This is a genomic window from Pseudomonas sp. N-137 (genome assembly GCF_034555295.1).
Taxonomy (GTDB): domain Bacteria; phylum Pseudomonadota; class Gammaproteobacteria; order Pseudomonadales; family Pseudomonadaceae; genus Aquipseudomonas; species Aquipseudomonas rhizophila.
Window position 1 is genome coordinate 407,523 of the sequence record NZ_JAXUDQ010000030.1, and the last position, 20,298, is coordinate 427,820.

Genomic DNA, 20,298 nt, shown 5'->3' on the forward strand with positions numbered 1-20,298 from the left:
ATGAGCGGCCCGGTATTTCCGTGGCGCGAGGGCAATCGCTTCGAGCTGTTGATCGATGGCCCGCAGTTTTTCCCGCGCATGCTGGTGGAAATTGCCCGCGCCCAGGAACAGGTCGAGCTGGAGCTGTACCTGGTGGAGGCGGGAACTTGCGCCGAGGCGATGGTCCAGGCACTCGTCCAAGCTGCCGAGCGCGGTGTTCGCGTGCGTTGCCTGTTCGATGACTACGGCAGCCTGGCGTTCACCCAGGACCTGCGCCACCGCCTGATCGAGGCGGGCGTGGAGCTGCGTTTTTACAATCGGCTGAGTTGGCGCCGCTGGGTACGGAATTTATATCGGGACCACCGCAAGCTGCTGTTGGTGGACCAGCGCCTGGCGGTGGTTGGCGGCACCGGGGTCACCGATGAGTTCTGGAGCCCGCTGGATGACCGCTGCGAGTGGCACGAGGTCATGGTGGAAATCGTCGGCCCCTTGGTGCTCGACTGGCAGTTGCTGTTTGACCGCCAATGGCTCGCCAACCGCCATCGCCGTGCCTGGAAACCGGCTTCCAACTTCGGCTTGCCGCGTTTGCCCCGGGTTCCGCCGATGGGGGAGGGCATGGGGCGGGTGGCTTATGCCGATGCCCGCCAGAATCGCGACATCCTGCAATCGTTGTCCCGGGCCCTGAACAGCGGCCAGAAGCGGATCTGGATGGCGACCCCGTACTTTTTGCCGACCTGGAACGTGCGCCGCTCCTTGCGCAAGGCCGCCGCCCGGGGCATCGATGTGCGCCTGCTGCTCACCGGCCCGCGCACCGATCACCCGTCCGTGCGCTACGCCGGGCACCGTTATTACCCGCGTCTGCTCAAGGCTGGGGTGAAAATCTTCGAATACCAGCCGTGTTTCCTGCACCTGAAGATGGTGCTGGTGGACGACTGGGTCAGCATCGGCTCCTGTAATTTCGATCACTGGAACCTGCGCTTCAATCTGGAAGCCAACCTCGAAGCCCTCGACTCCGCACTCAGCACGGCAGTGGCGGCGAGTTTCGAGCGAGACTTCGCCCAGAGCCTGGAGGTCAGTCTCGACGCCTGGAAGCGCCGGCCACTGTGGAAACGGGTCAAGCAACGGGTGTGGGGATTGGTGGATCGGTTGGTGGTGAATGTGCTGGGGCGGCGGGGTTAAGGTTCAGCAAAAACAATGTGGGAGCGAGCCTGCTCGCGATGGCGGCCTGACAGTCAATGATGCGGTGACTGGTAGGCCTTCATCGCGAGCAGGCTCGCTCCCACGGTTATTTGCGCTGTTGATGAATCAGAGCAACTCGAAACTCTGTTGCTTCACATCCTGGGAATCCAGGCCGATCTGGACGTTGAACTTGCCCGGTTCAGCGGCGTATTTGAGCTGGGCGTTGTAGAACTTCAAGTCGTCTTCGGTGATGGTGAAGTGAATGACTTTCTTCTCGCCGGCCTTGAGCATCACCTTGCGGAAGTTCTTCAGCTCCTTCACTGGGCGGATGATCGAGCCGGTCACATCCTGGATATAGAGCTGCACCACGGTTTCGCCGTCACGCTCGCCGGTGTTTTCCAGGGTCACGCTGGCATCGAGCTTGCCGGTCTTGTTCAGCGTGGTGGACGACAGGGCCATGTCCGTCAGGCTGAATTCGGTGTAGCTCAGGCCGTAGCCGAACGGGTAGAGCGGGCCAGTGGTGTCATCGAAGTATTGCGAGGTGTAGTTGCCCGGCTTGCCCGGCGTGAACGGTCGACCAATGCTCAGATGGTTGTAGTAGGTCGGAATCTGTCCTACCGAGCGCGGGAAGGAGATCGGCAGTTTGCCCGACGGGTTGTAGTCGCCGAACAACACGTCGGCGATGGCGTTGCCGCCTTCGGTGCCGCTGAACCAGGTTTCCAGGATCGCATCGGCCTGTTGCTTTTCATCCACCAGCGCCAGCGGGCGGCCGTTCATCAGCACCAGCACCAGTGGTTTGCCGGTAGCCTTCAGGGCCTTGATCAACTCGCGCTGGCTGGCGGGGATGCTCAGTTCCGTGCGGCTCGAGGATTCGTGGGACATGCCGCGCGACTCACCCACGGCGGCCACCACCACATCGGCTTGCTTGGCGGCCTTCACGGCTTCGTCGATCAGCACTTGGGCAGGGCGCGGGTCATCCACCACTTCCGGGGCGTCGAAGTTGAGGAAGTTCAGGTAGTCGAGCACCTTCTTGTCGCCGGTGATGTTGGCGCCACGGGCGTAGATCAGTTTCGATTCTGCGCCCAGTGCGCGGGTCATGCCGTCGAACAAGGTCACCGATTGCGCAGGGCGCCCGGCAGCGGCCCAACTGCCCATCATGTCGATCGGAGCCTTGGCGAGCGGTCCGACCAGGGCGATTTTTGCGTTTTTGTTCAGGGGCAGGGTCTGGTTGCGGTTTTCCAGCAGGACCAGGCTGCGGCGGGCCACGTCACGGGCATCGTCGCGGTGCAGGCGGCTTTCAGCGTAGGTGTCGGCCGGGTCGTCCTCGGCCTTGCCGATGCGCAGGTACGGATCCTTGAACAGGCCCATGTCGTATTTGGCGGCGAGGACTTCGCGCACCGCATTGTCGATGTCGCTCTGCTCGATTTCACCGGCCTTGAGCAGTCCAGGCAGCTCCTTGCCGTACAGCGAGTCGTTCATGCTCATGTCGATGCCGGCCTTGATCGCCAGCTTCGCCGCTTCGCGACCGTCCCGGGCCACGCCATGCTTGATCAGTTCGAAGATGGCGCCGTGGTCACTCACCGCCAGGCCCTTGAACCCCCATTCCTTGCGCAACAGATCGTGCATCAGCCAGGTGTTGGCGGTGGCGGGCACGCCGTTGATGGAGTTCAGCGCGACCATCACCCCGCCGGCACCCGCATCGATGGCGGCGCGGTAGGGTGGCAGGTAGTCCTGGTACATTTTCACCGGGCTCATGTCCACGATGTTGTAGTCCCTGCCACCTTCCACTGCGCCGTACAGGGCGAAGTGCTTGACGCTGGCCATGATGCTGTCGGCCGCGTTGGCGCCACTGCCCTGGAACGCTTTGACCATCACCCCGGCGATGCGCGACACCAGGTAAGTGTCCTCGCCAAAGCCCTCGGAGGTCCGGCCCCAGCGGGGGTCGCGGGAAATATCCACCATCGGCGCGAAGGTGATGTCCAGGCTGTCGGCCGCCGCTTCCTGGGCAGCGACGCGGCCGGAGCGGTAGATGGCGTCCATGTCCCAGCTGGAGGCCAGGGCCAGGGGGATCGGGAAAATCGTGCGATGGCCGTGGATCACGTCATAGGCGAAGAACATCGGGATCTTCAGCCGGCTGCGCATGGCCGCGTCCTGCATCGGGCGGTTTTCATCCCGGGTGATGGAGTTAAACGTACCGCCGATGTTGCCGGCGGCGATTTCCTTGCGAATCATCTCCCGAGGCATCTCGGGGCCGATGCTGATCAGGCGCAACTGGCCGATCTTTTCCTCGAGGGTCATCTGCTTCATCAGGTTGCTGATGAAGGCATTCTTGTTCTCTATCGGGGTTGGCAGGTTGTCGGCTAATACGGATTGACTGGCCAGTGTGACGAACAGGCCCAGCAAACACAGCTTCTTCATGAATGGTTTCTCGCAAGCCTAAGGGCGGTAATCAGGACTCGCCGGTCAGCAAAATGTGAGGAGCGGCTATTGTTGTTCGAGTATTGTCTGAATAAGAGCAGCACTGTTTTCGAACGCACGCGGATGAACTTAGTTTCGCACCGGGCATCTTTTAGCCCATCGACCCGATTCAATCCCGTGGCGGCGGCAGATTATGCCCCAGACGCTGGTGAGATAGGTGGCTGTGTTTTCTTCAATGGACTGTATAGGGGAGTTTCAACCGATGAATCTACGACTCGATCACCTTCGCCACCTGCCAATACTGGCGCTGATACTGTTCACCACGCTGCTGGCCGGTTGCGGCATCAACAACATTCCAACCCTGGACGAACAGGCCAAGGCCGCCTGGGGACAGGTGCAGAACCAGTACCAGCGCCGAGCCGACCTGATCCCCAACCTGGTGGAAACCGTCAAGGGCTATGCGCAGCACGAACAGGAAACCCTGACGGCGGTGGTCGAGGCGCGGGCCAAGGCCACGTCCATCCAGGTCGATGCCGGTACCCTGGACAACCCGGAAAAACTCAAGCAGTTCCAACAGGCCCAGGACCAGTTGAGTGGTGCGTTGAGCCGGCTGATGGTGGTGGTCGAGCGTTATCCGGACCTCAAGGCCAACCAGAACTTCCTGGCCTTGCAATCACAACTCGAAGGCACCGAGAACCGCATCGCCGTGGCTCGTCGCGACTTCATCCTGGCGGTGCAGAAATACAACACCGAAATCCGCACCTTCCCCGGTCGCTTGTGGCACAGCGTGCTGTACAGCGATCTGCCGATCCGCGAAACCTTCGAAGCCACCAGCCCCAACGCCGAAAAAGCCCCTGAAGTGAAATTCTGAAAAAACTGTGGGAGCGAGCCTGTGGGAGCAAAGCTTGCTCGCGATGAACGATAACGCGGTCATTAGAAAGACCGAGGTGCCTTCATCGCGAGCAAGCTCAGCTCCCACACCAGCTCGCTCCCACACAGGAGTTACGATGCGAGTGTTGAAATTTGGCCTGGTGCTGTTGCTCTGGGTCTTTGCCATCACGGCCCAGGCCGAGTTGAGTTTTCCGGCACTGACCGGGCGGGTGGTGGACACTGCCCAGATGCTGGAACCCTCGGTGCGCACGCAACTGGATGCACAGCTCAAGGCCCATGAACAGGCCACCGGTGAACAGGTGGTCGTGGTCACGCTGGCGGACCTGCAAGGCAGCAGCATCGAAGACTTCGGTTATCAACTGGGGCGTCACTGGGGCATTGGGCAGAAGGATAAAAACAACGGCGCGCTACTGATCGTGGCCCGGGATGACCGTAAACTGCGGATCGAAGTGGGCTATGGTCTGGAAGACCGCCTGACTGACGCCCAGAGTTCGGTGATTATCAACCAGGTGATCACTCCGGCGTTCAAGGCCGGCAATTTCAACAAAGGTATCAGCGACGGCGTAGCGGCGATGCTAATGGTGCTGGGCGGCAATGCGCTGGATGAGCCGGCTGCGGTGTACGGTGCCGACGGCCAGGAGGAGGGCGATTTCGTCGGGCGCCATCCGGGGCTGTTCGTGTTGTTGGTGCTGCTGTTCATCGTAACGGTGTTCGTGTGCCAGATGCTCGGTATCCTGCCGGCCGGACGCGGTGGTTCCGGGGGCGGCTATGGCGGTGGCGGCGGTTTTGGCGGCGGCGGTGGCGGCGGCTTCAGTGGTGGTGGGGGCAGTTTCGGGGGCGGCGGTTCGTCGGGCGGCTGGTGACAATAATAATGAGCAGGCACTTTTAACCATGGCATTACTGACTGAACACGAACAACGCAAGGTCGCCGAGGCCATCGCCCGGGTGGAGCGCGATACCGACGCCGAGCTGGTCACCGTGCTTGCTGCCCGCGCCGACGACTACGCCTACATCCCGTTGCTGTGGGCCAGCCTGCTGGCCTTGGTGGTGCCCGGCATGGTGCATTACCTCACGGGCTGGCTGAACATGCACAGTCTGCTGCTGGTGCAGTGGGTCCTGTTTATCGTGCTGTGCCTGGTGTTTCGCATTCCTGCAATCACCACTCACCTGATCCCCCGTTCCGTGCGCCACTGGCGCGCCTCCAATCTGGCGCGCCGGCAGTTTCTCGAGCAGAACCTGCACCACACCGTCGGCGGCACAGGAATGTTGATTTTCGTTTGCGAGGCCGAGCGGTATGTGGAAATCCTGGTGGACGAAGGCATCTCCAAGCGTCTCGACAACTCGCGCTGGGAGGCCATTGTCGCCACCTTCACCCAGCAGGTCCGCCAAGGACAGACGTTGCAGGGCTTCGTCACCTGCATCGAGGCCTGCGGCGAATTACTCAAGGAGCATGTGCCCGTGACTCACGCGCGCAATGAGCTGCCGAATCGGTTGGTGGTGCTGGGCTGAAAAAATTTCTGCCAGCACAATCCTGTGGGAGCAAAGCCTTGCTTCCACAGAGGCTACTGCTCGCCACACGAACTTTTCCGTGCCCTCACTGCCCATCCCCCCTAAAATAACCGCCATTCCCGATCCGCCCGCCCCGAGGCCGCTTTTTCCATGTCTGTCACCGCTACCCCCGCCCGTCCTGCGCCGGATCACCACGCCCAGTTCATCGAGCTGCTGCAAAGCAGCCTTGAGCAGAACGCCTTCATCAAACTGGTGCTGGCCAAGTACGTCGGTGACGAAGCGGACCTGCAACGGCTGATCATCAAGCAGTTGACGGTCAAGGATCAGCCATGCCTGTCCTTCGTTTACCGCTACAAAACCCGCGACATCACCAAGAATTTCCCGCTGGCCGAAGGCGTGGCGACCATCGCTGTGTTATTGCCGATGTCGTTCAAGAACGCGCATCTGCTGGCTGTCACCGACGAAGCGCAGCTGGAATACAGCAAAAAGGGCAAAAGCTCGCTATTCAAGAGCAAGCCCCAGCAGCTGCGAGAAGTGCCATCGGCCGAGCACAATCGCGAGAAAAACCGCTTCCTCGACCTGAACCGCCCGTTCCTGGCGGATTTGGGCGTGACCAACCATAAGCACGAGCTGATCCCGGCGATGTCGCGCAAGTGGAAGCAGATCAACAAGTTCATCGAAGTCTTCAGCCATGCGCTGACATCTTCGCCGCTGGCCCTGGATCAGCCGGTGCGGGTGTCGGACTTTGGCTCGGGCAAGGGTTATCTGACGTTCGCCATCCATGACTACCTGCGCAACACCTTGCAGGCTGAAGGGATCGTGACCGGCGTCGAACTGCGAGAGGACATGGTCAAGCTGTGCAACGAAGCTGCCGCGCGGCTGGAGCACCCGGGCCTGAGCTTCCAGCACGGCGATGTGCGCAGCGTGGCGCCGGCCGCGGTGGATGTGATGATTGCCTTGCATGCCTGTGATATCGCCACCGATTACGCGATCCACATGGGCATTCGCTCGGGCGCTTCGATCATCATGTGCTCGCCGTGCTGCCACAAGCAGATCCGCTTGCAAATCCAGAGTCCGGCGTTGCTCAAGCCGATGCTGCAATATGGGCTGCACCTGGGCCAGCAGGCAGAAATGGTCACTGACAGTCTGCGGGCGCTGTTTCTGGAGGCGTGCGGTTACGAAACCAAGGTGTTCGAGTTCATTTCCCTGGACCACACCAACAAGAACAAGATGATCCTGGCGGTCAAACGCGCCGAACCGGTGGACCCGGCAGAGCTGCTGGCGAAGATCCAGGAACTCAAGGCGTTCTACCACATCACCGAGCACTGCCTCGAAACCCTGCTGCGGGCTGACGGTTACCTCGCCTGAGTGACTGACACATTACCCTGTGGGAGCGAGCCTGCTCGCGATTGAACGATGACGCGGCGCACCTGAAAAACCGCGTCGCCTGAATCGCGAGCAGGCTCGCTCCCACACGTTGCATTCAGCATCCAGCGATGTGCAGCCCGTCAGGTAATCGCCGCTTATCCCTCATCTACCGACGTACCGGTCTACCTTTAATGCGTTCACCCCCTACGCATTTTTCAAGGAGTCCACCCCATGGCCGCAAAGAAAATCCTCATGCTGGTCGGCGATTACGTCGAAGACTATGAAGTCATGGTGCCATTCCAGGCCTTGCAGATGATCGGCCACACCGTTCATGCCGTGTGCCCGGACAAAAGCGCCGGGCAGACCGTGCGCACGGCGATCCACGACTTCGAGGGCGACCAGACCTACAGCGAAAAACCGGGGCATCTGTTCGCGCTGAATCATGATTTCGTCGGTGTCGAGGCCGCTGATTACGATGCGTTGCTGGTGCCGGGCGGACGTGCGCCGGAATATCTGCGCCTGAATGAGAAAGTCCTGCAACTGGTGCGTGAATTTGACCAGGCGGGCAAGCCGATTGCAGCGGTATGCCACGGTGCGCAATTGCTGGCAGCGGCGGGTATCCTGGAAGGGCGCGAATGCAGCGCCTATCCCGCCTGTGCCCCGGAGGTGCGTCTGGCGGGAGGGACCTTTATCGAGTGCGCGGTCACCGAAGGCCACGTTCAAGGCAATCTGGCGACCGCGCCCGCCTGGCCGGCACATCCGAACTGGCTGGCGGGGTTCCTGACGTTGCTGGGCACGGCCATCACCTTGTAAGGCACTGGCAGAACAAGCGCAGCGGGTCTTTACTCTTGGGGATGCCTCAACCGCCCAGGAGAAAGAACATGTCCGGATGGTACGAAGTCAGCAAAAGCAGCAACGGCCAGTTTAAGTTTGTGCTCAAGGCGGCGAACGCCGAAACGATTTTGACCAGCGAGCTGTACACGACCCGCAGCGGTGCCGACGGTGGCATCGCTTCGGTGCAGAAGAACAGCCCACTGGCTGAACGTTATGAACTCAAGAGCACCAAGGACGGCCATCCTTACTTCAACCTCAAGGCTGGCAATCACGAAGTGATCGGCAGCAGCGAAAGCTATTCCTCTGAAGCCGCCCGGGACAAGGGCATTGCCAGCGTCATGGCCAACGGACCGACGACGGTGATCAAGGACAAGACGCTGGCGGCGCTTTGACAGGACGCCAAAAGCCGAGGGCCAATGTGGGAGCAAGCTTTGCTCCCACCGATAAATCCCTTCCCCACAAGCTACGGGGCCATGCCTGCCCTGGCTCTAAACCTCCACCGGCACCGACAGTTTCGGGTTGCCCAGCGGATGCGTCTTGGCATCGAAGAACCGCAGTTCAACCGCCAACCCCTGGAACACCTTGGCGTAATGGCGCTTCTGGTGCTGAATGAACGCCTGACTGCGGGGGTAGATCGAGATTGCCACGGTTTTCGGCGCGGCCTGGCGCAGGGCATGGACGATGTGACTGTCCTGTTCGCCCAAGGCATGGCCGAACAGGCACAGGTTGTCGCCGTGGTGCAGCAACTGGTCGTAGCAGAACGATAGGTAATCAGAGCTGCGAATGGTCTTGAGCTTGTCCTGGCTCGGGCCTTCATTGACGAACAGCGGCACGTCGTCAAGGGTCTTGATCGTATTGTTGATGGCGAAACTGCCCAACAGCGTGCCTTCGGTGGCGGTCAGCTTGCGTGCCGTGCCGTCCTGGTTGCGTACCAGGTGCAGGCCACCGTGCAGGTACAGCAGACGTGGTTTGTCCGTGTCTGCCTGGCTCAGATCAAAGCTGTGATCGTTGCCCAGGAACAGGTCGGTGACAGTCTCGGGCGCATGCTGGATCGCCCAGTAGTTGAGCAGATCGTAGTTGGTGGTGAACACCGTGCGATAGCGGCCCAGCTCCTGATTAAGCGTCGCCAGGGTCGAGGGTTCGACCAGTCGCCACGGGATATGCACCGCGTGCACGGTGTTGATCAGTGCTTCCTTTATTGCGTAGTAGCGATTGCGCGGTGCAGCGGAACTGACGGCCAGGGCCTTGTTGACCCGGCTGGTGGTTTTCAGCGCACCGAGTACCTGTTCGAAACTGCGTGTCTGCATCGCGTCGAACACACTCATTTCCGACGGGCTCAAGGGTTTTTCTTCGACTGTGCGAGCGTTTTCGAACAGCGAGTCGTAGCCGAAATCGTCCCAAACGGCGCGGCTGGCGCCGTTACCCAGCAGCAAGCCGCTGAAAGCGGTGCTGGCGCGCAAGGCATCCCAGTCTTCGAGCTGGGCGTCGTATTGCTGGAAGTCGGTCATTGCGAAAGTTATCTCAAAACGTGGTTAAGGCAGGGCGCGACTTTATCACGACCCAGTCTTGAGCCAGATCAAGATGCGCTGTGACCAGTCGGTCATTCTGGTAGCCCTGCCAATCCCGGCCTCTTCCAGGAGCATCTCCCATGAGCAGCACCTTTTTCATTCCCGCCGTGAACGTCATGGGGCTGGGTTGCCTCGACGAGGCCATGACCGCCATCCGTAACTACGGCTTTCGCAAGGCCCTGATCGTCACTGACACAGGGTTGGCCAAGGCCGGCGTCGCCAGCAAGGTGGCCGACCTGCTGGCGCAACAGGACATCGACTCGGTGATTTTCGACGGTGCCAAACCCAATCCCAGCATCGCCAATGTCGAGCGTGGGCTGGGGTTGCTGAAGGAGAGCCAATGCGATTTCGTGGTGTCGCTGGGTGGTGGCTCGCCCCACGATTGCGCCAAGGGCATCGCCTTGTGTGCCACCAACGGCGGGGAAATTCGTGACTACGAGGGCGTTGACCGCTCGAGTAAACCGCAGTTGCCGCTGATCGCCATCAACACCACGGCAGGTACTGCCAGCGAGATGACCCGTTTTTGCATCATCACCGACGAGACGCGCCACGTGAAAATGGCGATTGTCGACCGCAACGTGACGCCGCTCATGTCGGTCAACGATCCGGCGTTGATGGTGGCGATGCCCAAGGGGCTGACGGCTGCCACCGGCATGGATGCGTTGACCCATGCGATCGAAGCTTACGTATCCACTGCCGCCAATCCGATCACCGATGCCTGCGCGCTGAAAGCAGTCACGTTGATCAGCAACAATCTGCGTCAGGCCGTGCGCGACGGCAACGATCTGACGGCGCGGGAGAACATGGCCTACGCGCAGTTTCTCGCGGGGATGGCATTCAATAATGCCTCGCTGGGTTTTGTGCATGCGATGGCCCATCAACTGGGCGGTTTTTATGACTTGCCCCACGGCGTGTGTAATGCCGTGCTGTTGCCCCATGTGCAGAGTTTCAACGCCTCGGTATGTGCCGCTCGGCTGACCGACGTGGCCCATGCCATGGGCGCCGATACGCGCGGACTCAGCCCGGAGGAGGGCGCGCGGGTGGCCATTGAGGCGATCCGCAGCCTGGCCCGGGACGTGGACATTCCGGCCGGCCTGCGTGAGTTGGGCGTACGCCTCAACGACGTGCCGGTACTGGCCACCAACGCATTGAAAGATGCTTGTGGTCTGACCAACCCACGGGCGGGGGATCAACGGCAGATCGAGGAGATTTTCCGCAGCGCCTTTTAAGCGACCCGTGGCGGCATGAACCGCACGCACAGCATCGCTGCCACCGCCAGCAGCGTGCACAATGCCGCCAGCGGCCAGGCCTGTTGACTCAACAACAGGCTGGCCATGGCGCCGATCGCCGATGCCATCAGTTGATGCAGGAAACCGCTCAACGCCATGGCATAAGCACCGGCCACCGGTGAACCCTCATTGGCCAGGGACAGGCTGATGGGGTAATTCAACGATTGGCCGAACACCGCGAAGCAGTACGGCAACCAGAACAGCAGCGCAACACTGCTCAGCGCGACGCTCCCCAGCAGCATGGTTGCGCTGCCACCCAGCACCAGCGCAATGCCCCAGCTCATCAGCCGTCGCTGACCGGTGCGCAGCACAAAGCCGTTTACCGCCAGCGCGCCGAACAGGTACGCCGCACTGATCGGCCAGCCCAGCAGGCCGTACTCAATCGCTGACCAATGAAAGCTTTCCTGCAGGATCAGTGGCGCGGCGGTGTTGAACGCGACGATCACGCCGTAACCCAGGCCACCAGCCAATGCCGGCAGTAAAAAACCTCGGTATCGGAGAATTCTGCCGTAGACGCGCCACGCTGATTGCCCGTGGCTGCTTTCTGTCAGCACTGGGAAACCGACCCGGGACACTGCCACCGCCATGGCCAGGCTGACCGCACCCAAGCCGTAGAAGATCGCTTCCCAGCCGAAGGCAACCTGGATCAAGGAGCCCAGATACTGGCCAATGCCAAGGGCAATCACGAAGGCTATCGAGATCCATGACAGGGCCTTGGCCAGCAGATCGCCGCTGAAACTGTCACGGATCAATACCCTGGCCATCACCGAGATACCGCTGGCGCCGATGCCCTGAATCAACCTGAGCGTCAGGAACGCCTCGACTGTCGTACCCAGCGGTAACGCCAGGTTACTCAGGCCGTACAACCCCAATGCCGCCAGCAACACCGGTTTGCGTCCCAGACGCTGGCTCACGCTGCCCCACAGCAACATTGGCAGCGCCATGCCGATCAGGTAAACCGACAAGCCCCAGGAAACCCGGGACGCATCGGCCCCCAGATCCCGGGCAATGTCGGGCAGGGCCGGCAAGTAGATGCTCATGCCCAGTTGTGCCAGGAAGACAGTGGTGCAGGTGATGATCAGGGTCGTACGGTTCTTCATCAAGGCGCTCGTTCAAGGACGGATGTCACGCCCGTGTGCCAGCAGCAGATCGGTGATCCGTTCGCAGAACGAGCGAATCACGTTCGTCTCCATGTCGGCGCGCAGGGTGATGCGGATTGCGGCCTTGTTTTGCGGCACTACGGGGAAAAAGACCGCTGAAGTGAAATACCCCAGGTCGGCCAATTCGACCGCCAGGCTGTTGGCCAGGGTTGCTTCACCGCATGTCACCAGGCGGATCGCCATGGCATTGCCGAGCTGCTCGGTGCGGATGAGGCTGTCGAAGAGGCGGATATTAGCCTGCAAACGCTCCTGCAAGGCGCTGAATTCTCGACTGCGGTGCAGGCGGATCGAGGCAATGCCGGCGCCAATGGCCGCCGCGTTCAGGCTCTGGGACCAATTGCTCGGCCCGCCGTAGCGCTGCACCAATGTTTTTTGCCGTTCACTGCCAAACATCGCCAGGCCGCCACTGGCCCCGAATGATTTGGCCAGCGAGGCGACAATCAGCGTGCGCTCGTCCACGGCGTGCAAGCGTGACCGGACCAGGCCCGCTCCGCATTGCCCTACGGCGGACAGCGCGTGGGAGTCATCCAGATAGAGAAACAGGCCATAGCGCTGTTTGAGGTACAACAGGCTGTCCATATCCGTCACCCCGCCCATGCTGTAGGCCCCATCGGCCACATACGCCACGTTGCGCTGTCGTTTGCACACGTCCTCGAGAAAGTCCATGTCGTTGTGGGGCCCGGTGATGACTTGGGTTTCATCGGCGCAGGCAGCCTTGACGTGGTTCATCGAGTAATGGGCATGTTTGTCAAACACCATGACTGGCGGCCGATTGTCGGTGAGCACGCCGCTGGCCAGCAACGGCAGGATCCCGGCGCTCGCTGCGCTGCATGACAGGGCGCTGAGACAACTGGCGCCGAACAACTCCGACAATTGGGTTTCGTATCGGTCCAGGATCGCCAGTTTGCAGCGGTTTTTCGAATTGGCGACGCGCAAGGTCCCGGTTTCCCACAGGGCCGTCATGGCCCCGTCCAGCAACGCCGGGTGGTGATCCAGGCCCAGATAGGACGTGGTACAGAAATGGTGAAAGGTTCGGCCGTACTGGTCGACCAGGACATTGGGTGTCTTGACCTCGACATTCAGCCCTGAGATTTTTCCGACTTCGGCGCTCTGCCAGTCCTGGTCCGCCAGGGAAATGACCTTACGGTAGTTGGTGTAGCGATGGGTTGGCTGTGCAGTCTGGTTCATGGTGCGCTTACATTCCTTGGTTGAGTGGTGCTGTCCGTGGGTGGTTTCGATATCTGTGTGTTTCCAGACTTTACAGATCGTTATGCAGGGCTTTGAATCGGCCGTTTCCGGCTTGTTTGAGTGTTACCGGAGACTTCTGTGTAGGATCTTGCCTAAGGGGCTGGGCGGGGAATCCATTTACGCTGTCGGAGCTGGGCAACGCGATGCTTTCACCCTTGAGCCTGCTGCACTTGACCCATCCGTTTCTTTTCCAAAGGTTGCTTGTCGATGCTCTCAGGCTTCAATCATCTGACACTTGCCGTCACCGAGCTGGACCCCAGTGTGGTTTTTTATAGCGAGCTATTGCAGCTTCGTCTTGAGGCCAGATGGGACAAAGGGGCCTATTTGTCGCTGCCCGGACTATGGCTGTGCCTGTCTGTTGACCCGTTGCGCAAAAAGGGGGCTGCGGCGGACTACACCCATTACGCATTCAGTATCCGTGCCGAGGACTTCCCGGTGCTGGTGGCGCGGCTCAATGCGGCCCAGGTGGTGACGTGGCGCGACAACCGCAGCGAAGGGGACTCGTTTTACTTTCTCGACCCGGACGGGCACAAACTCGAAATCCATGTGGGAGATCTGACGTCCCGCCTGCAGGCCTGTCGACAGGCGCCTTACGCCTCCATGGAGTTTTTTACGGCTCCCTGATTCTTCGCCTCGCCTGTGCAGCCGTGCCGAGCTGCTGCATGGGTCGATATTGCCATTGCTGATAACAATCAGTTTTTTGGGCGGCCCGTTGGCCTACGCTATCCTCATGGGTATTGTTGGCGCGAATCGGTTGTTGGCCAGCAAGGCGCAGGGCTGACGTGCCGGCTGCGCAGGCAAGGCTTTTTTCAACGATGCATTATCGGAAGACCACCAGCCCCATGGACACTCGCAATCGTGCGCCGCTGGCCAGTTACATGGATCTTTTGCTGGACGCCGTGTGTGCCGTCGACGGCCAGGGGCGTTTCGTGTTTGTCAGCGCCGCTTGTGAACGCATTTTCGGTTACACCCCGCAGGAGCTTATCGGCCAGCCGATGATCGACCTGGTGCATCCTGCCGACCGCCAGCGGACTCTTGATGCGGCGCGGGAGATCATGGACGGCGAACCCAAGCTCAATTTCGAGAACCGCTACCTGCACAAGGACGGTCGGGTGGTGCATATCCTGTGGTCGGCGCGCTGGTCGCCGGCGGACCAGTTGCGGATCGCCGTGGCCCGGGATATCACCGAACGCAAGCAGGCCGAGTCTCGGCAGGCGGCGTTGTATGCGATTTCCGAGGCCGCCCATGCGGCTGCGGACCTGCTGGCGTTGTTCAAGCGCATCCACCTGATCATTGGCGAGTGGCTGCCGGCGCTGAATTTTTCGGTGGCGCTGTATGACGAGCAGTGCGAGCAGTTGAACTTTGCCTATCACGTCGATGACCTGGAACGACAGCCCGATGGGCCGGGCTCAGTCACCAAGCGCCTGTGCGCCGAAGTGATTCGCAGCGGCCAACCGATCTTGCTGACCCCCGGTTGCAGTCAGTTGCCATCGGGGTTCTGCGACCTTGTGGCGCAACCGAACGCTCCCTGCTGGCTGGGTGTACCGCTGATCTCGCAAAACGGCACGATCGGTGCGTTGATCGTCAAGAGCACGCAAGACAACCAGCGCTATACCGAGCAAGACAAGGAGTTGCTGCAATACGTCTGTGCGCAGCTCACCATCGCCATCGAGCGCCAGCAATTGCACGCCCGGTTGCAGCGCATGGCTCAGTACGATCAGTTGACCCAGGTGCCAAACCGCGAATTGCTGCGCGAACGCTTCAAGGCCGCACTGGCCACCGCCCGGACGGCGTCTGGGCGCATGGCGCTGCTGTATATCGACCTGGATCGCTTCAAGCAGATCAACGATACCTACGGCCACGCGGTGGGCGACATGTTGTTGCAGGCAGTGGCCAGCCGGCTCCAGGGCTGTGTGCGCGACACCGATACCGTGGCGCGCATTGGCGGCGATGAGTTCGTTGTGCTGCTCCATAGTGTCCAGGCCTTGGAAGATGCCCACCATGTGCAGGAAAAGATCCGTCATGCACTGACCCAGCCGCTGCGCCTGGACGGGCATTGCCTGAGTATCGAGCCGAGCATCGGAGTGGCCTGTTTCCCCGAGCATGGCCTGGAAGATGTCGCACTGTTCCGCCACGCCGATGAGGCGATGTACGCCGCTAAACGCCAGAATCACAAGGCGTTCGATATTTGACTACGGGCCACCGTTCGTCGTGGCACGCAACGAATTTTCAAACCTTTCAGTTCGCGACCCTTTCGAATATCAGGTGGGGCCCGCTCGCCGGAAACATTGCCCTGGATCGAACGAAGGCGTCTGGATCGGGTCGCACATGTGGGAGAACCACCCACTTCATCGTCGTCGAGAGTTACCCGTTGAAGCCGGTATCGGCCGTATTCGGAACAGACGTTTGTCCACATCGTTACAGGTGGTTCTGATTCAGCGGCGAGAAATCTGCCGCAACTTTTTAGAGGAGGGCGTGACCATGAGCCGGATGGCCACCTTTTTACGCAGCACCAGTCTCGTCGTGCTGATGGGCCTGGGGGTTAATAGTGCCTGGGCACAATCGCCTGCCGAGTTTATCAACGATGCTTCGGCCAAAGGCATGGCCGACATCGAGGCCAGCCGCATGGCCCACGGCAAGGCCGAGTCCAGGGAAGTCAAGGATTACACCATCATGGTGATCAACGACCGCACCACCGCCAACCAGCATCTGGCCAAGATTGCGAAGAAACTCGACCTGCCTGTCGCGCCACGGGAAGAAGTGGCAGACAAGGCCAAGACGCTAATGCCGCAAGTGCCGGAAGGCGAGTCGTTCGAGGCTGCCTATGCCGCCAGCCAGGTCAAGGCTACCGAGGAAGCCATTGCGCAGATCCAGGAACAGGCCAAGACCACGGAAGTGCCGGAAATCAAGGCGTTCGCCGACGAAACCCTGCCTAAGTTGCAGACCCACCTCGAAATGGCCCGGGCGCTCCAGGCCAGTCGCTGATTCGCCGCACGTTTAACATTCAGGGCCAGGGCGCTTGCGTCCCGGCTCACCTTGCCCGCCGAAAAGGAGAAGCTCGATGTCCACACGCCGAGAACCCAACCAATACGCGATGCAGAACCCTTTGACCCAATATCCCCGTCCCCCTTTCCCCGACCAGCCGCAGTCGCCACCGGGTATCGATCAGGACATGGTGCCCAAGCCCGATCACGGTGAAAAAAGTTACCAGGGTTTCGGGCGTCTGGAAGGGCGCAAGGCTTTGGTGACCGGTGGCGACTCGGGCATCGGTCGCGCCGCCGCCATTGCCTACGCCCGGGAAGGTGCTGATGTAGCGATCAACTATCTGCCCAGCGAAGAGCGGGATGCACGGCAAGTCATCGAGCTGATCGAGGCCGAGGGTCGCAAGGCGATTGCAATCCCGGGCGATCTGAAGGATGAGCAATTCTGCGTCCAACTGGTGAAAAGCGCCCATGAGCAACTGGGTGGCCTGGATATCCTGGTGAATGTTGCGGGTAAACAGGAAGCACAGAAAGACATTGCCGATATCACCACCGCGCAATTCGATGACACCATGAAAACCAACATCTATGCGATGTTCTGGATCTGCAAGGCCGCATTACCGCTGATGCCGGCGGGGGCGACGGTTATCAACACCGCGTCGAGCCAATCCTACGATCCGTCCGCCACCCTGTTGGACTACGCCACCACCAAAGCGGCCATCGTCGCATTCACCAAGGCGCTGGCGGGGCAAGTGATCAGCAAGGGGATACGGGTCAATGCCGTGGCGCCGGGGCCGATCTGGACCGTGCTGCAACCCAGCGGCGGACAACCCCAGGAGAAAATCCCCACCTTTGGTTCTCAAGTTCCGATGAAGCGCCCAGGCCAACCGGCCGAGTGTGCGCCGCTCTATGTGCTGCTGGCGTCACAGGAGTCGAGCTACATCACCGGGGAAGTGTTTGGCGTGACGGGTGGTAATCCGCTGCCCTGACTTCACGCTTGGCCGCGCGAGTGGCGAAGGCTGCTCGCGCGCCAGTCTCAGCACTGATTCAGATCGATCTTGTTTTTTGGCTCCAGGCCTTGCTCGGCACCGAGGTTCTTGGCCTCCTTCTCACCCATGGCCTGGTAGTGCCTTCTCATCGCCTCCAACTGCTTGAGGTCCAGCGACTCCAGCCCGAGCATTGCATCGTGCGCATTTTTGTTCGCCCTGATCAATTCGTCGACCTTCAGATGCAAGATGTCGGTATCGCGGTTCTGTGTGTTCTGAATCAGGAACACCATGAGGAATGTGATGATCGTGGTCGAGGTGTTGATGATCAGTTGCCAGGTATCGTTGAACTGGAAAAACGGCCCGCTGACTGCCCAGAGCACCAACAACACCAGCGCCCCCAAAAACGTCTTGGGACTGCCTGCCCACAGGGCCAGTTTTTGTGCGATTTTTGCGAAGTTCATTGCTGCGTTTCCTTCTGGGACTTACCTGTCTGGTGTGACAGCAATGAAGCGATGAAAATTCTACTTACATTTGCCGCGCAGCCTGAAGTTCAGCGAGCTGCAAGGTCATCGCAACCATTCACCGTATTCAGAGGTCACTGCTTAAAGCCCTCAATCGGAGTACACCATGAATCTCACGCGCACCTTTTTCCTCACCTGTTGCCTGTTCGCCCTGCAGGGCTGCTTCGACAACTCTGACAACGAGACCAAGGACAACACCGATGGCACCAAGTCGTCGGTGCAGATGCAGGAGTCCGGTTCGGAGAAAAAATAACCGGCTTATTGCAAAAAAAATGTGGGAGCGAGCCTGCTCGCGATGGGCAGATCAGTAGGGTTTGACTGATAGGGCGCCATCGCGAGCAGGCTCGCTCCCACAAGGGTTTAGGGCAGAGGTTTAGGGCAGGTTGGTTTTCAACGTCCTTGCTGCAACACCTTCAGCGCCGCCGAGGCCAGAAACCCGGAACGGCTTTTTTCTTCAGGATGGTGCAGCACGTACTCGTCAATACGGTTCAGCAGATAACCAGGCAAGGTGATGTTGAGCTTCTGCGCCTTGCCCAGATATTTGGTCACATCAATATCCACCAGCGCCCAGGTGCAACCTGCGTATTTCGCATTGGCCGCATGCAAGGTGACTGAATTGGCCGATGGAATCGGCGAGCCGTCCTCAGCCAGAATCTCGAAGTGCCCTTCAATCGCCTCGCGGGCCATCGCCATGGCATCGTCCAGGTCATCGCCAGCAGAAAAACAACCCGGAATATCCGGTACTTCAACACCCCAGGCGTGCTTCTCATCGCCCATGGAAATTGCAATCGGGTAAAGCATGTCAATCGTTCTCCGGGAGGGCATCACCTCCGCGTGGTGTGCGTGGTGGGTACTATACCCACCTTGCTCTGATGATCAACACTATAACCACCGAGTGTAAGCAAGCGCAGTCATCGCAATCCAGTCTAGAAGCCGCGTCATACAAGGGCGGCGGTGAGGCGGGTTAGGGTTATTTCTGGATGTGAAGAACAACGAAATGCATCCGCACTACGACTGCTGCACAAACGTCAGCCGCACAGCAAACCCAATCAAAAGACTCCCGAACAACCACTGCTGCATACGCTGGGCCGAAGGAGAGCGCTGGAGCCAGCGACCGAGCGCCACGCCCACCAGCGCATAGGTGCTGTCAAACAGCAAGCCGACGCAGACCAACACCAGGCCGAGGGTTGCAAATTGCCCAAGCACTGGCCCGCCCTGTGGGTCGATGAACTGTGGCAAAAGCACCGAGCAAAACAGCAGCGCCTTGGGATTGAGCAGGTTGGTCAACAACCCGCGCCGAATCGCCGGGTGCCACTGCCGTCTTCCTGCCTCAACGCCGGCCCCTTCAAAGCTTGGCAACAGCGAAGTCCGCAGGCATTGAAAACCAATCCATAACAAATAAGCGGCACCGGCCAGGCGCACCACGTCAAAGGTCCAGGGCGCGGTCTTGAACAACGCCGAAAGCCCCAACGCTGCCAGCGCGACATGACACCCCCGAGCGATCCCCAGGCCTACCGCAGTCGCCAGCGCCGCGCCCTTACCCTGACGAGCGCCGGTTTGCAGAAGCAGGATCATGTCCGGCCCAGGCAACAGATACACCACCACTAACGCCATCAAAAACAACCAGAGCTCTGCCACACCACACCCCCTGCATCGACGATTTCGGTAGTGCCAGTCTATGGCTGACGGGCAGGGCAGGTGGTTGCGAAGTCAGCTTCTAAAGCTTATGGAATTGGCATAACCTGCCAAGTAATCGTGAAGTTCAATCGGAAACTACCAATCCATGAAACTGGACGCCTTCGATCGCAAAATCCTCGCCGCGCTGCAACGCGACGGCCGCTTGAGCAACGTGCAACTGGCGGAGGAAATCGGCCTGTCCGCGTCGCCATGCCTGCGCCGCGTGCGGATGCTGGAAGAAGCCGGCGTCATTCGCGGTTACCAAGCCATCCTCGACCGTGATGAAGTGGGGCTCGGGTTGATGATCTTTGTCGGCGTCAAGGTTGAACGGCACAACGACGAACAGGCCGAAGCGTTTCGCCAAGCGGTCACGGCGTTGCCGGAGGTGATTTCAGCGTTTCTGGTCTCAGGCGAATCGGACTTTCTGTTGCAAGTGGTGGTGCCGGACTTGCGCGCCTACGACCGTTTTCTCACTGGCCGCCTGCTGAAGTTGCCGGGGGTAAGTGACATCCGGAGTAATTTTGCGATTCATACGGTGAAGACTCCCGGGGCCCTGCCGTTGGGGCATTTGCCGGGGGGCGGTTGATATTTTCGGGTTCGCCCGCCAGCACTGACCGGAACCTTGCAAACAATAGGATCCAGCACCCTGCGCATGTTGGCGATGTGCGGCCGGCCCATTTCGCGTCA

At 60.1% G+C, this 20,298-nt stretch carries 21 protein-coding genes and 1 pseudogene; 15 read left to right on the forward strand and 7 right to left on the reverse strand.

The window, feature by feature from the left end; translation table 11 throughout:
* A complete protein-coding gene (locus T3A99_RS22940) occupies positions 1-1,158 on the forward strand; it encodes a phospholipase D-like domain-containing protein (protein ID WP_107322061.1) in 1,158 nt (385 codons plus the stop codon).
* 126 nt (positions 1,159-1,284) lie between these two features.
* On the opposite strand, the gene bglX is transcribed toward T3A99_RS22940, so the two are convergent.
* Positions 1,285-3,576, reverse strand: a complete 2,292-nt coding sequence (gene bglX, locus T3A99_RS22945) for a beta-glucosidase BglX (RefSeq protein ID WP_274090355.1) — start codon at positions 3,574-3,576, stop codon at positions 1,285-1,287.
* A 262-nt stretch (positions 3,577-3,838) separates the two neighbouring features.
* Here bglX and T3A99_RS22950 point away from each other — a divergent pair, with 262 nt between their 5' ends.
* The 6 genes from T3A99_RS22950 (at position 3,839) to T3A99_RS22975 (ending at position 8,570) form a co-directional block, all read left to right on the forward strand.
* Positions 3,839-4,447, forward strand: a complete 609-nt coding sequence (locus T3A99_RS22950) for a LemA family protein (RefSeq protein WP_281459469.1) — start codon at positions 3,839-3,841, stop codon at positions 4,445-4,447.
* A 136-nt stretch (positions 4,448-4,583) separates the two neighbouring features.
* Entirely contained in the window at positions 4,584-5,330 is a 747-nt protein-coding gene (locus T3A99_RS22955) for a TPM domain-containing protein (RefSeq protein WP_107322063.1), read from the forward strand.
* A gap of 28 nt (positions 5,331-5,358) precedes the next feature.
* Positions 5,359-5,976, forward strand: a complete 618-nt coding sequence (locus T3A99_RS22960; RefSeq protein ID WP_173407284.1) for a TPM domain-containing protein — start codon at positions 5,359-5,361, stop codon at positions 5,974-5,976.
* A gap of 150 nt (positions 5,977-6,126) precedes the next feature.
* A complete protein-coding gene (locus tag T3A99_RS22965; RefSeq protein ID WP_047228013.1) occupies positions 6,127-7,344 on the forward strand; it encodes a class I SAM-dependent methyltransferase in 1,218 nt (405 codons plus the stop codon).
* A gap of 231 nt (positions 7,345-7,575) precedes the next feature.
* A complete protein-coding gene (locus tag T3A99_RS22970) occupies positions 7,576-8,157 on the forward strand; it encodes a DJ-1/PfpI family protein (RefSeq protein ID WP_047228012.1) in 582 nt (193 codons plus the stop codon).
* A gap of 68 nt (positions 8,158-8,225) precedes the next feature.
* The gene (locus T3A99_RS22975) at positions 8,226-8,570 is read left to right on the forward strand and encodes a YegP family protein (RefSeq protein ID WP_322834824.1); all 345 of its coding nucleotides are present in this window, start codon (positions 8,226-8,228) and stop codon (positions 8,568-8,570) included.
* 96 nt (positions 8,571-8,666) lie between these two features.
* Here T3A99_RS22975 and T3A99_RS22980 read toward each other — a convergent pair whose 3' ends face one another.
* Positions 8,667-9,686, reverse strand: coding sequence for a DUF4917 family protein (locus tag T3A99_RS22980; RefSeq protein ID WP_047228010.1), 1,020 nt, complete (start codon positions 9,684-9,686; stop codon positions 8,667-8,669).
* Between the two features lie 140 nt (positions 9,687-9,826).
* Here T3A99_RS22980 and yiaY point away from each other — a divergent pair, with 140 nt between their 5' ends.
* On the forward strand, positions 9,827-10,975 hold the full coding sequence (gene yiaY / locus T3A99_RS22985; protein WP_047228009.1) for an L-threonine dehydrogenase: 1,149 nt from the start codon (positions 9,827-9,829) through the stop codon (positions 10,973-10,975).
* Here yiaY and T3A99_RS22990 read toward each other — a convergent pair.
* Together T3A99_RS22990 and T3A99_RS22995 are read right to left on the reverse strand one after the other, a co-directional pair.
* Positions 10,972-12,135, reverse strand: a complete 1,164-nt coding sequence (locus T3A99_RS22990) for an MFS transporter (RefSeq protein ID WP_322834825.1) — start codon at positions 12,133-12,135, stop codon at positions 10,972-10,974. The genes yiaY and T3A99_RS22990 overlap by 4 nt on opposite strands.
* A 12-nt stretch (positions 12,136-12,147) precedes the next feature.
* Positions 12,148-13,383 carry an aminotransferase class I/II-fold pyridoxal phosphate-dependent enzyme gene (locus tag T3A99_RS22995; RefSeq protein ID WP_047228007.1) on the reverse strand — a complete coding sequence of 412 codons (1,236 nt, stop codon included), beginning with the start codon at positions 13,381-13,383 and terminating at the stop codon, positions 12,148-12,150.
* A gap of 267 nt (positions 13,384-13,650) precedes the next feature.
* Here T3A99_RS22995 and T3A99_RS23000 point away from each other — a divergent pair, with 267 nt between their 5' ends.
* The 5 genes and pseudogenes from T3A99_RS23000 (at position 13,651) to T3A99_RS23020 (ending at position 17,413) form a co-directional block, all read left to right on the forward strand.
* Positions 13,651-14,067 carry a VOC family protein gene (locus tag T3A99_RS23000; protein WP_047228006.1) on the forward strand — a complete coding sequence of 139 codons (417 nt, stop codon included), beginning with the start codon at positions 13,651-13,653 and terminating at the stop codon, positions 14,065-14,067.
* A gap of 13 nt (positions 14,068-14,080) precedes the next feature.
* Positions 14,081-14,200, forward strand: a pseudogene (locus T3A99_RS23005) (LysE family translocator); the annotation flags it as partial.
* An 85-nt stretch (positions 14,201-14,285) separates the two neighbouring features.
* Entirely contained in the window at positions 14,286-15,635 is a 1,350-nt protein-coding gene (locus T3A99_RS23010) for a diguanylate cyclase domain-containing protein (RefSeq protein WP_047228038.1), read from the forward strand.
* 289 nt (positions 15,636-15,924) lie between these two features.
* A complete protein-coding gene (locus T3A99_RS23015; protein ID WP_047228005.1) occupies positions 15,925-16,428 on the forward strand; it encodes a DUF4142 domain-containing protein in 504 nt (167 codons plus the stop codon).
* 76 nt (positions 16,429-16,504) lie between these two features.
* On the forward strand, positions 16,505-17,413 hold the full coding sequence (locus T3A99_RS23020; protein ID WP_322834826.1) for an SDR family oxidoreductase: 909 nt from the start codon (positions 16,505-16,507) through the stop codon (positions 17,411-17,413).
* A 47-nt stretch (positions 17,414-17,460) separates the two neighbouring features.
* Here the strand turns inward: T3A99_RS23020 and T3A99_RS23025 are convergent, their stop codons facing one another.
* Positions 17,461-17,874: a low affinity iron permease family protein gene (locus tag T3A99_RS23025; RefSeq protein WP_047228003.1), complete on the reverse strand. Its 414-nt coding sequence runs from the start codon at positions 17,872-17,874 to the stop codon at positions 17,461-17,463.
* Positions 17,875-18,040: 166 nt separating this feature from the next.
* On the opposite strand from T3A99_RS23025, the gene T3A99_RS23030 reads away from it, so the two are divergent.
* On the forward strand, positions 18,041-18,187 hold the full coding sequence (locus T3A99_RS23030) for a hypothetical protein (RefSeq protein ID WP_171061408.1): 147 nt from the start codon (positions 18,041-18,043) through the stop codon (positions 18,185-18,187).
* A gap of 137 nt (positions 18,188-18,324) precedes the next feature.
* On the opposite strand, the gene T3A99_RS23035 is transcribed toward T3A99_RS23030, so the two are convergent.
* Complete coding sequence (locus T3A99_RS23035; protein ID WP_322834827.1) at positions 18,325-18,735, reverse strand: type II toxin-antitoxin system HicB family antitoxin; 411 nt, start codon at positions 18,733-18,735, stop codon at positions 18,325-18,327.
* A 207-nt stretch (positions 18,736-18,942) separates the two neighbouring features.
* A complete protein-coding gene (locus T3A99_RS23040; protein WP_322834828.1) occupies positions 18,943-19,572 on the reverse strand; it encodes a LysE family translocator in 630 nt (209 codons plus the stop codon).
* A 145-nt stretch (positions 19,573-19,717) separates the two neighbouring features.
* Between T3A99_RS23040 and T3A99_RS23045 the strand changes: the two genes are divergently transcribed.
* On the forward strand, positions 19,718-20,197 hold the full coding sequence (locus tag T3A99_RS23045) for an Lrp/AsnC family transcriptional regulator (RefSeq protein ID WP_107322068.1): 480 nt from the start codon (positions 19,718-19,720) through the stop codon (positions 20,195-20,197).
* Positions 20,198-20,298: the final 101 nt, after the last annotated feature.

Bases quoted from the DNA above. Each gene is read 5' to 3' on its own strand.
- T3A99_RS22990 (WP_322834825.1), bottom strand. From the start codon at position 12,135: ATGAAGAACCGTACGACCCTGATCATCACCTGCACCACTGTCTTCCTG.
- T3A99_RS22995 (WP_047228007.1), bottom strand. From the start codon at position 13,383: ATGAACCAGACTGCACAGCCAACCCATCGCTACACCAACTACCGTAAG.
- T3A99_RS23020 (WP_322834826.1), top strand. From the start codon at position 16,505: ATGTCCACACGCCGAGAACCCAACCAATACGCGATGCAGAACCCTTTG.
- bglX (WP_274090355.1), bottom strand. From the start codon at position 3,576: ATGAAGAAGCTGTGTTTGCTGGGCCTGTTCGTCACACTGGCCAGTCAA.
- T3A99_RS23000 (WP_047228006.1), top strand. From the start codon at position 13,651: ATGCTCTCAGGCTTCAATCATCTGACACTTGCCGTCACCGAGCTGGAC.
- T3A99_RS22965 (WP_047228013.1), top strand. From the start codon at position 6,127: ATGTCTGTCACCGCTACCCCCGCCCGTCCTGCGCCGGATCACCACGCC.
- T3A99_RS23010 (WP_047228038.1), top strand. From the start codon at position 14,286: ATGGACACTCGCAATCGTGCGCCGCTGGCCAGTTACATGGATCTTTTG.
- T3A99_RS22955 (WP_107322063.1), top strand. From the start codon at position 4,584: ATGCGAGTGTTGAAATTTGGCCTGGTGCTGTTGCTCTGGGTCTTTGCC.
- T3A99_RS22970 (WP_047228012.1), top strand. From the start codon at position 7,576: ATGGCCGCAAAGAAAATCCTCATGCTGGTCGGCGATTACGTCGAAGAC.
- T3A99_RS22940 (WP_107322061.1), top strand. From the start codon at position 1: ATGAGCGGCCCGGTATTTCCGTGGCGCGAGGGCAATCGCTTCGAGCTG.
- T3A99_RS23045 (WP_107322068.1), top strand. From the start codon at position 19,718: ATGAAACTGGACGCCTTCGATCGCAAAATCCTCGCCGCGCTGCAACGC.
- yiaY (WP_047228009.1), top strand. From the start codon at position 9,827: ATGAGCAGCACCTTTTTCATTCCCGCCGTGAACGTCATGGGGCTGGGT.
- T3A99_RS22975 (WP_322834824.1), top strand. From the start codon at position 8,226: ATGTCCGGATGGTACGAAGTCAGCAAAAGCAGCAACGGCCAGTTTAAG.
- T3A99_RS23015 (WP_047228005.1), top strand. From the start codon at position 15,925: ATGAGCCGGATGGCCACCTTTTTACGCAGCACCAGTCTCGTCGTGCTG.
- T3A99_RS22980 (WP_047228010.1), bottom strand. From the start codon at position 9,686: ATGACCGACTTCCAGCAATACGACGCCCAGCTCGAAGACTGGGATGCC.
- T3A99_RS23030 (WP_171061408.1), top strand. From the start codon at position 18,041: ATGAATCTCACGCGCACCTTTTTCCTCACCTGTTGCCTGTTCGCCCTG.
- T3A99_RS23025 (WP_047228003.1), bottom strand. From the start codon at position 17,874: ATGAACTTCGCAAAAATCGCACAAAAACTGGCCCTGTGGGCAGGCAGT.
- T3A99_RS22960 (WP_173407284.1), top strand. From the start codon at position 5,359: ATGGCATTACTGACTGAACACGAACAACGCAAGGTCGCCGAGGCCATC.
- T3A99_RS22950 (WP_281459469.1), top strand. From the start codon at position 3,839: ATGAATCTACGACTCGATCACCTTCGCCACCTGCCAATACTGGCGCTG.
- T3A99_RS23035 (WP_322834827.1), bottom strand. From the start codon at position 18,735: ATGCTTTACCCGATTGCAATTTCCATGGGCGATGAGAAGCACGCCTGG.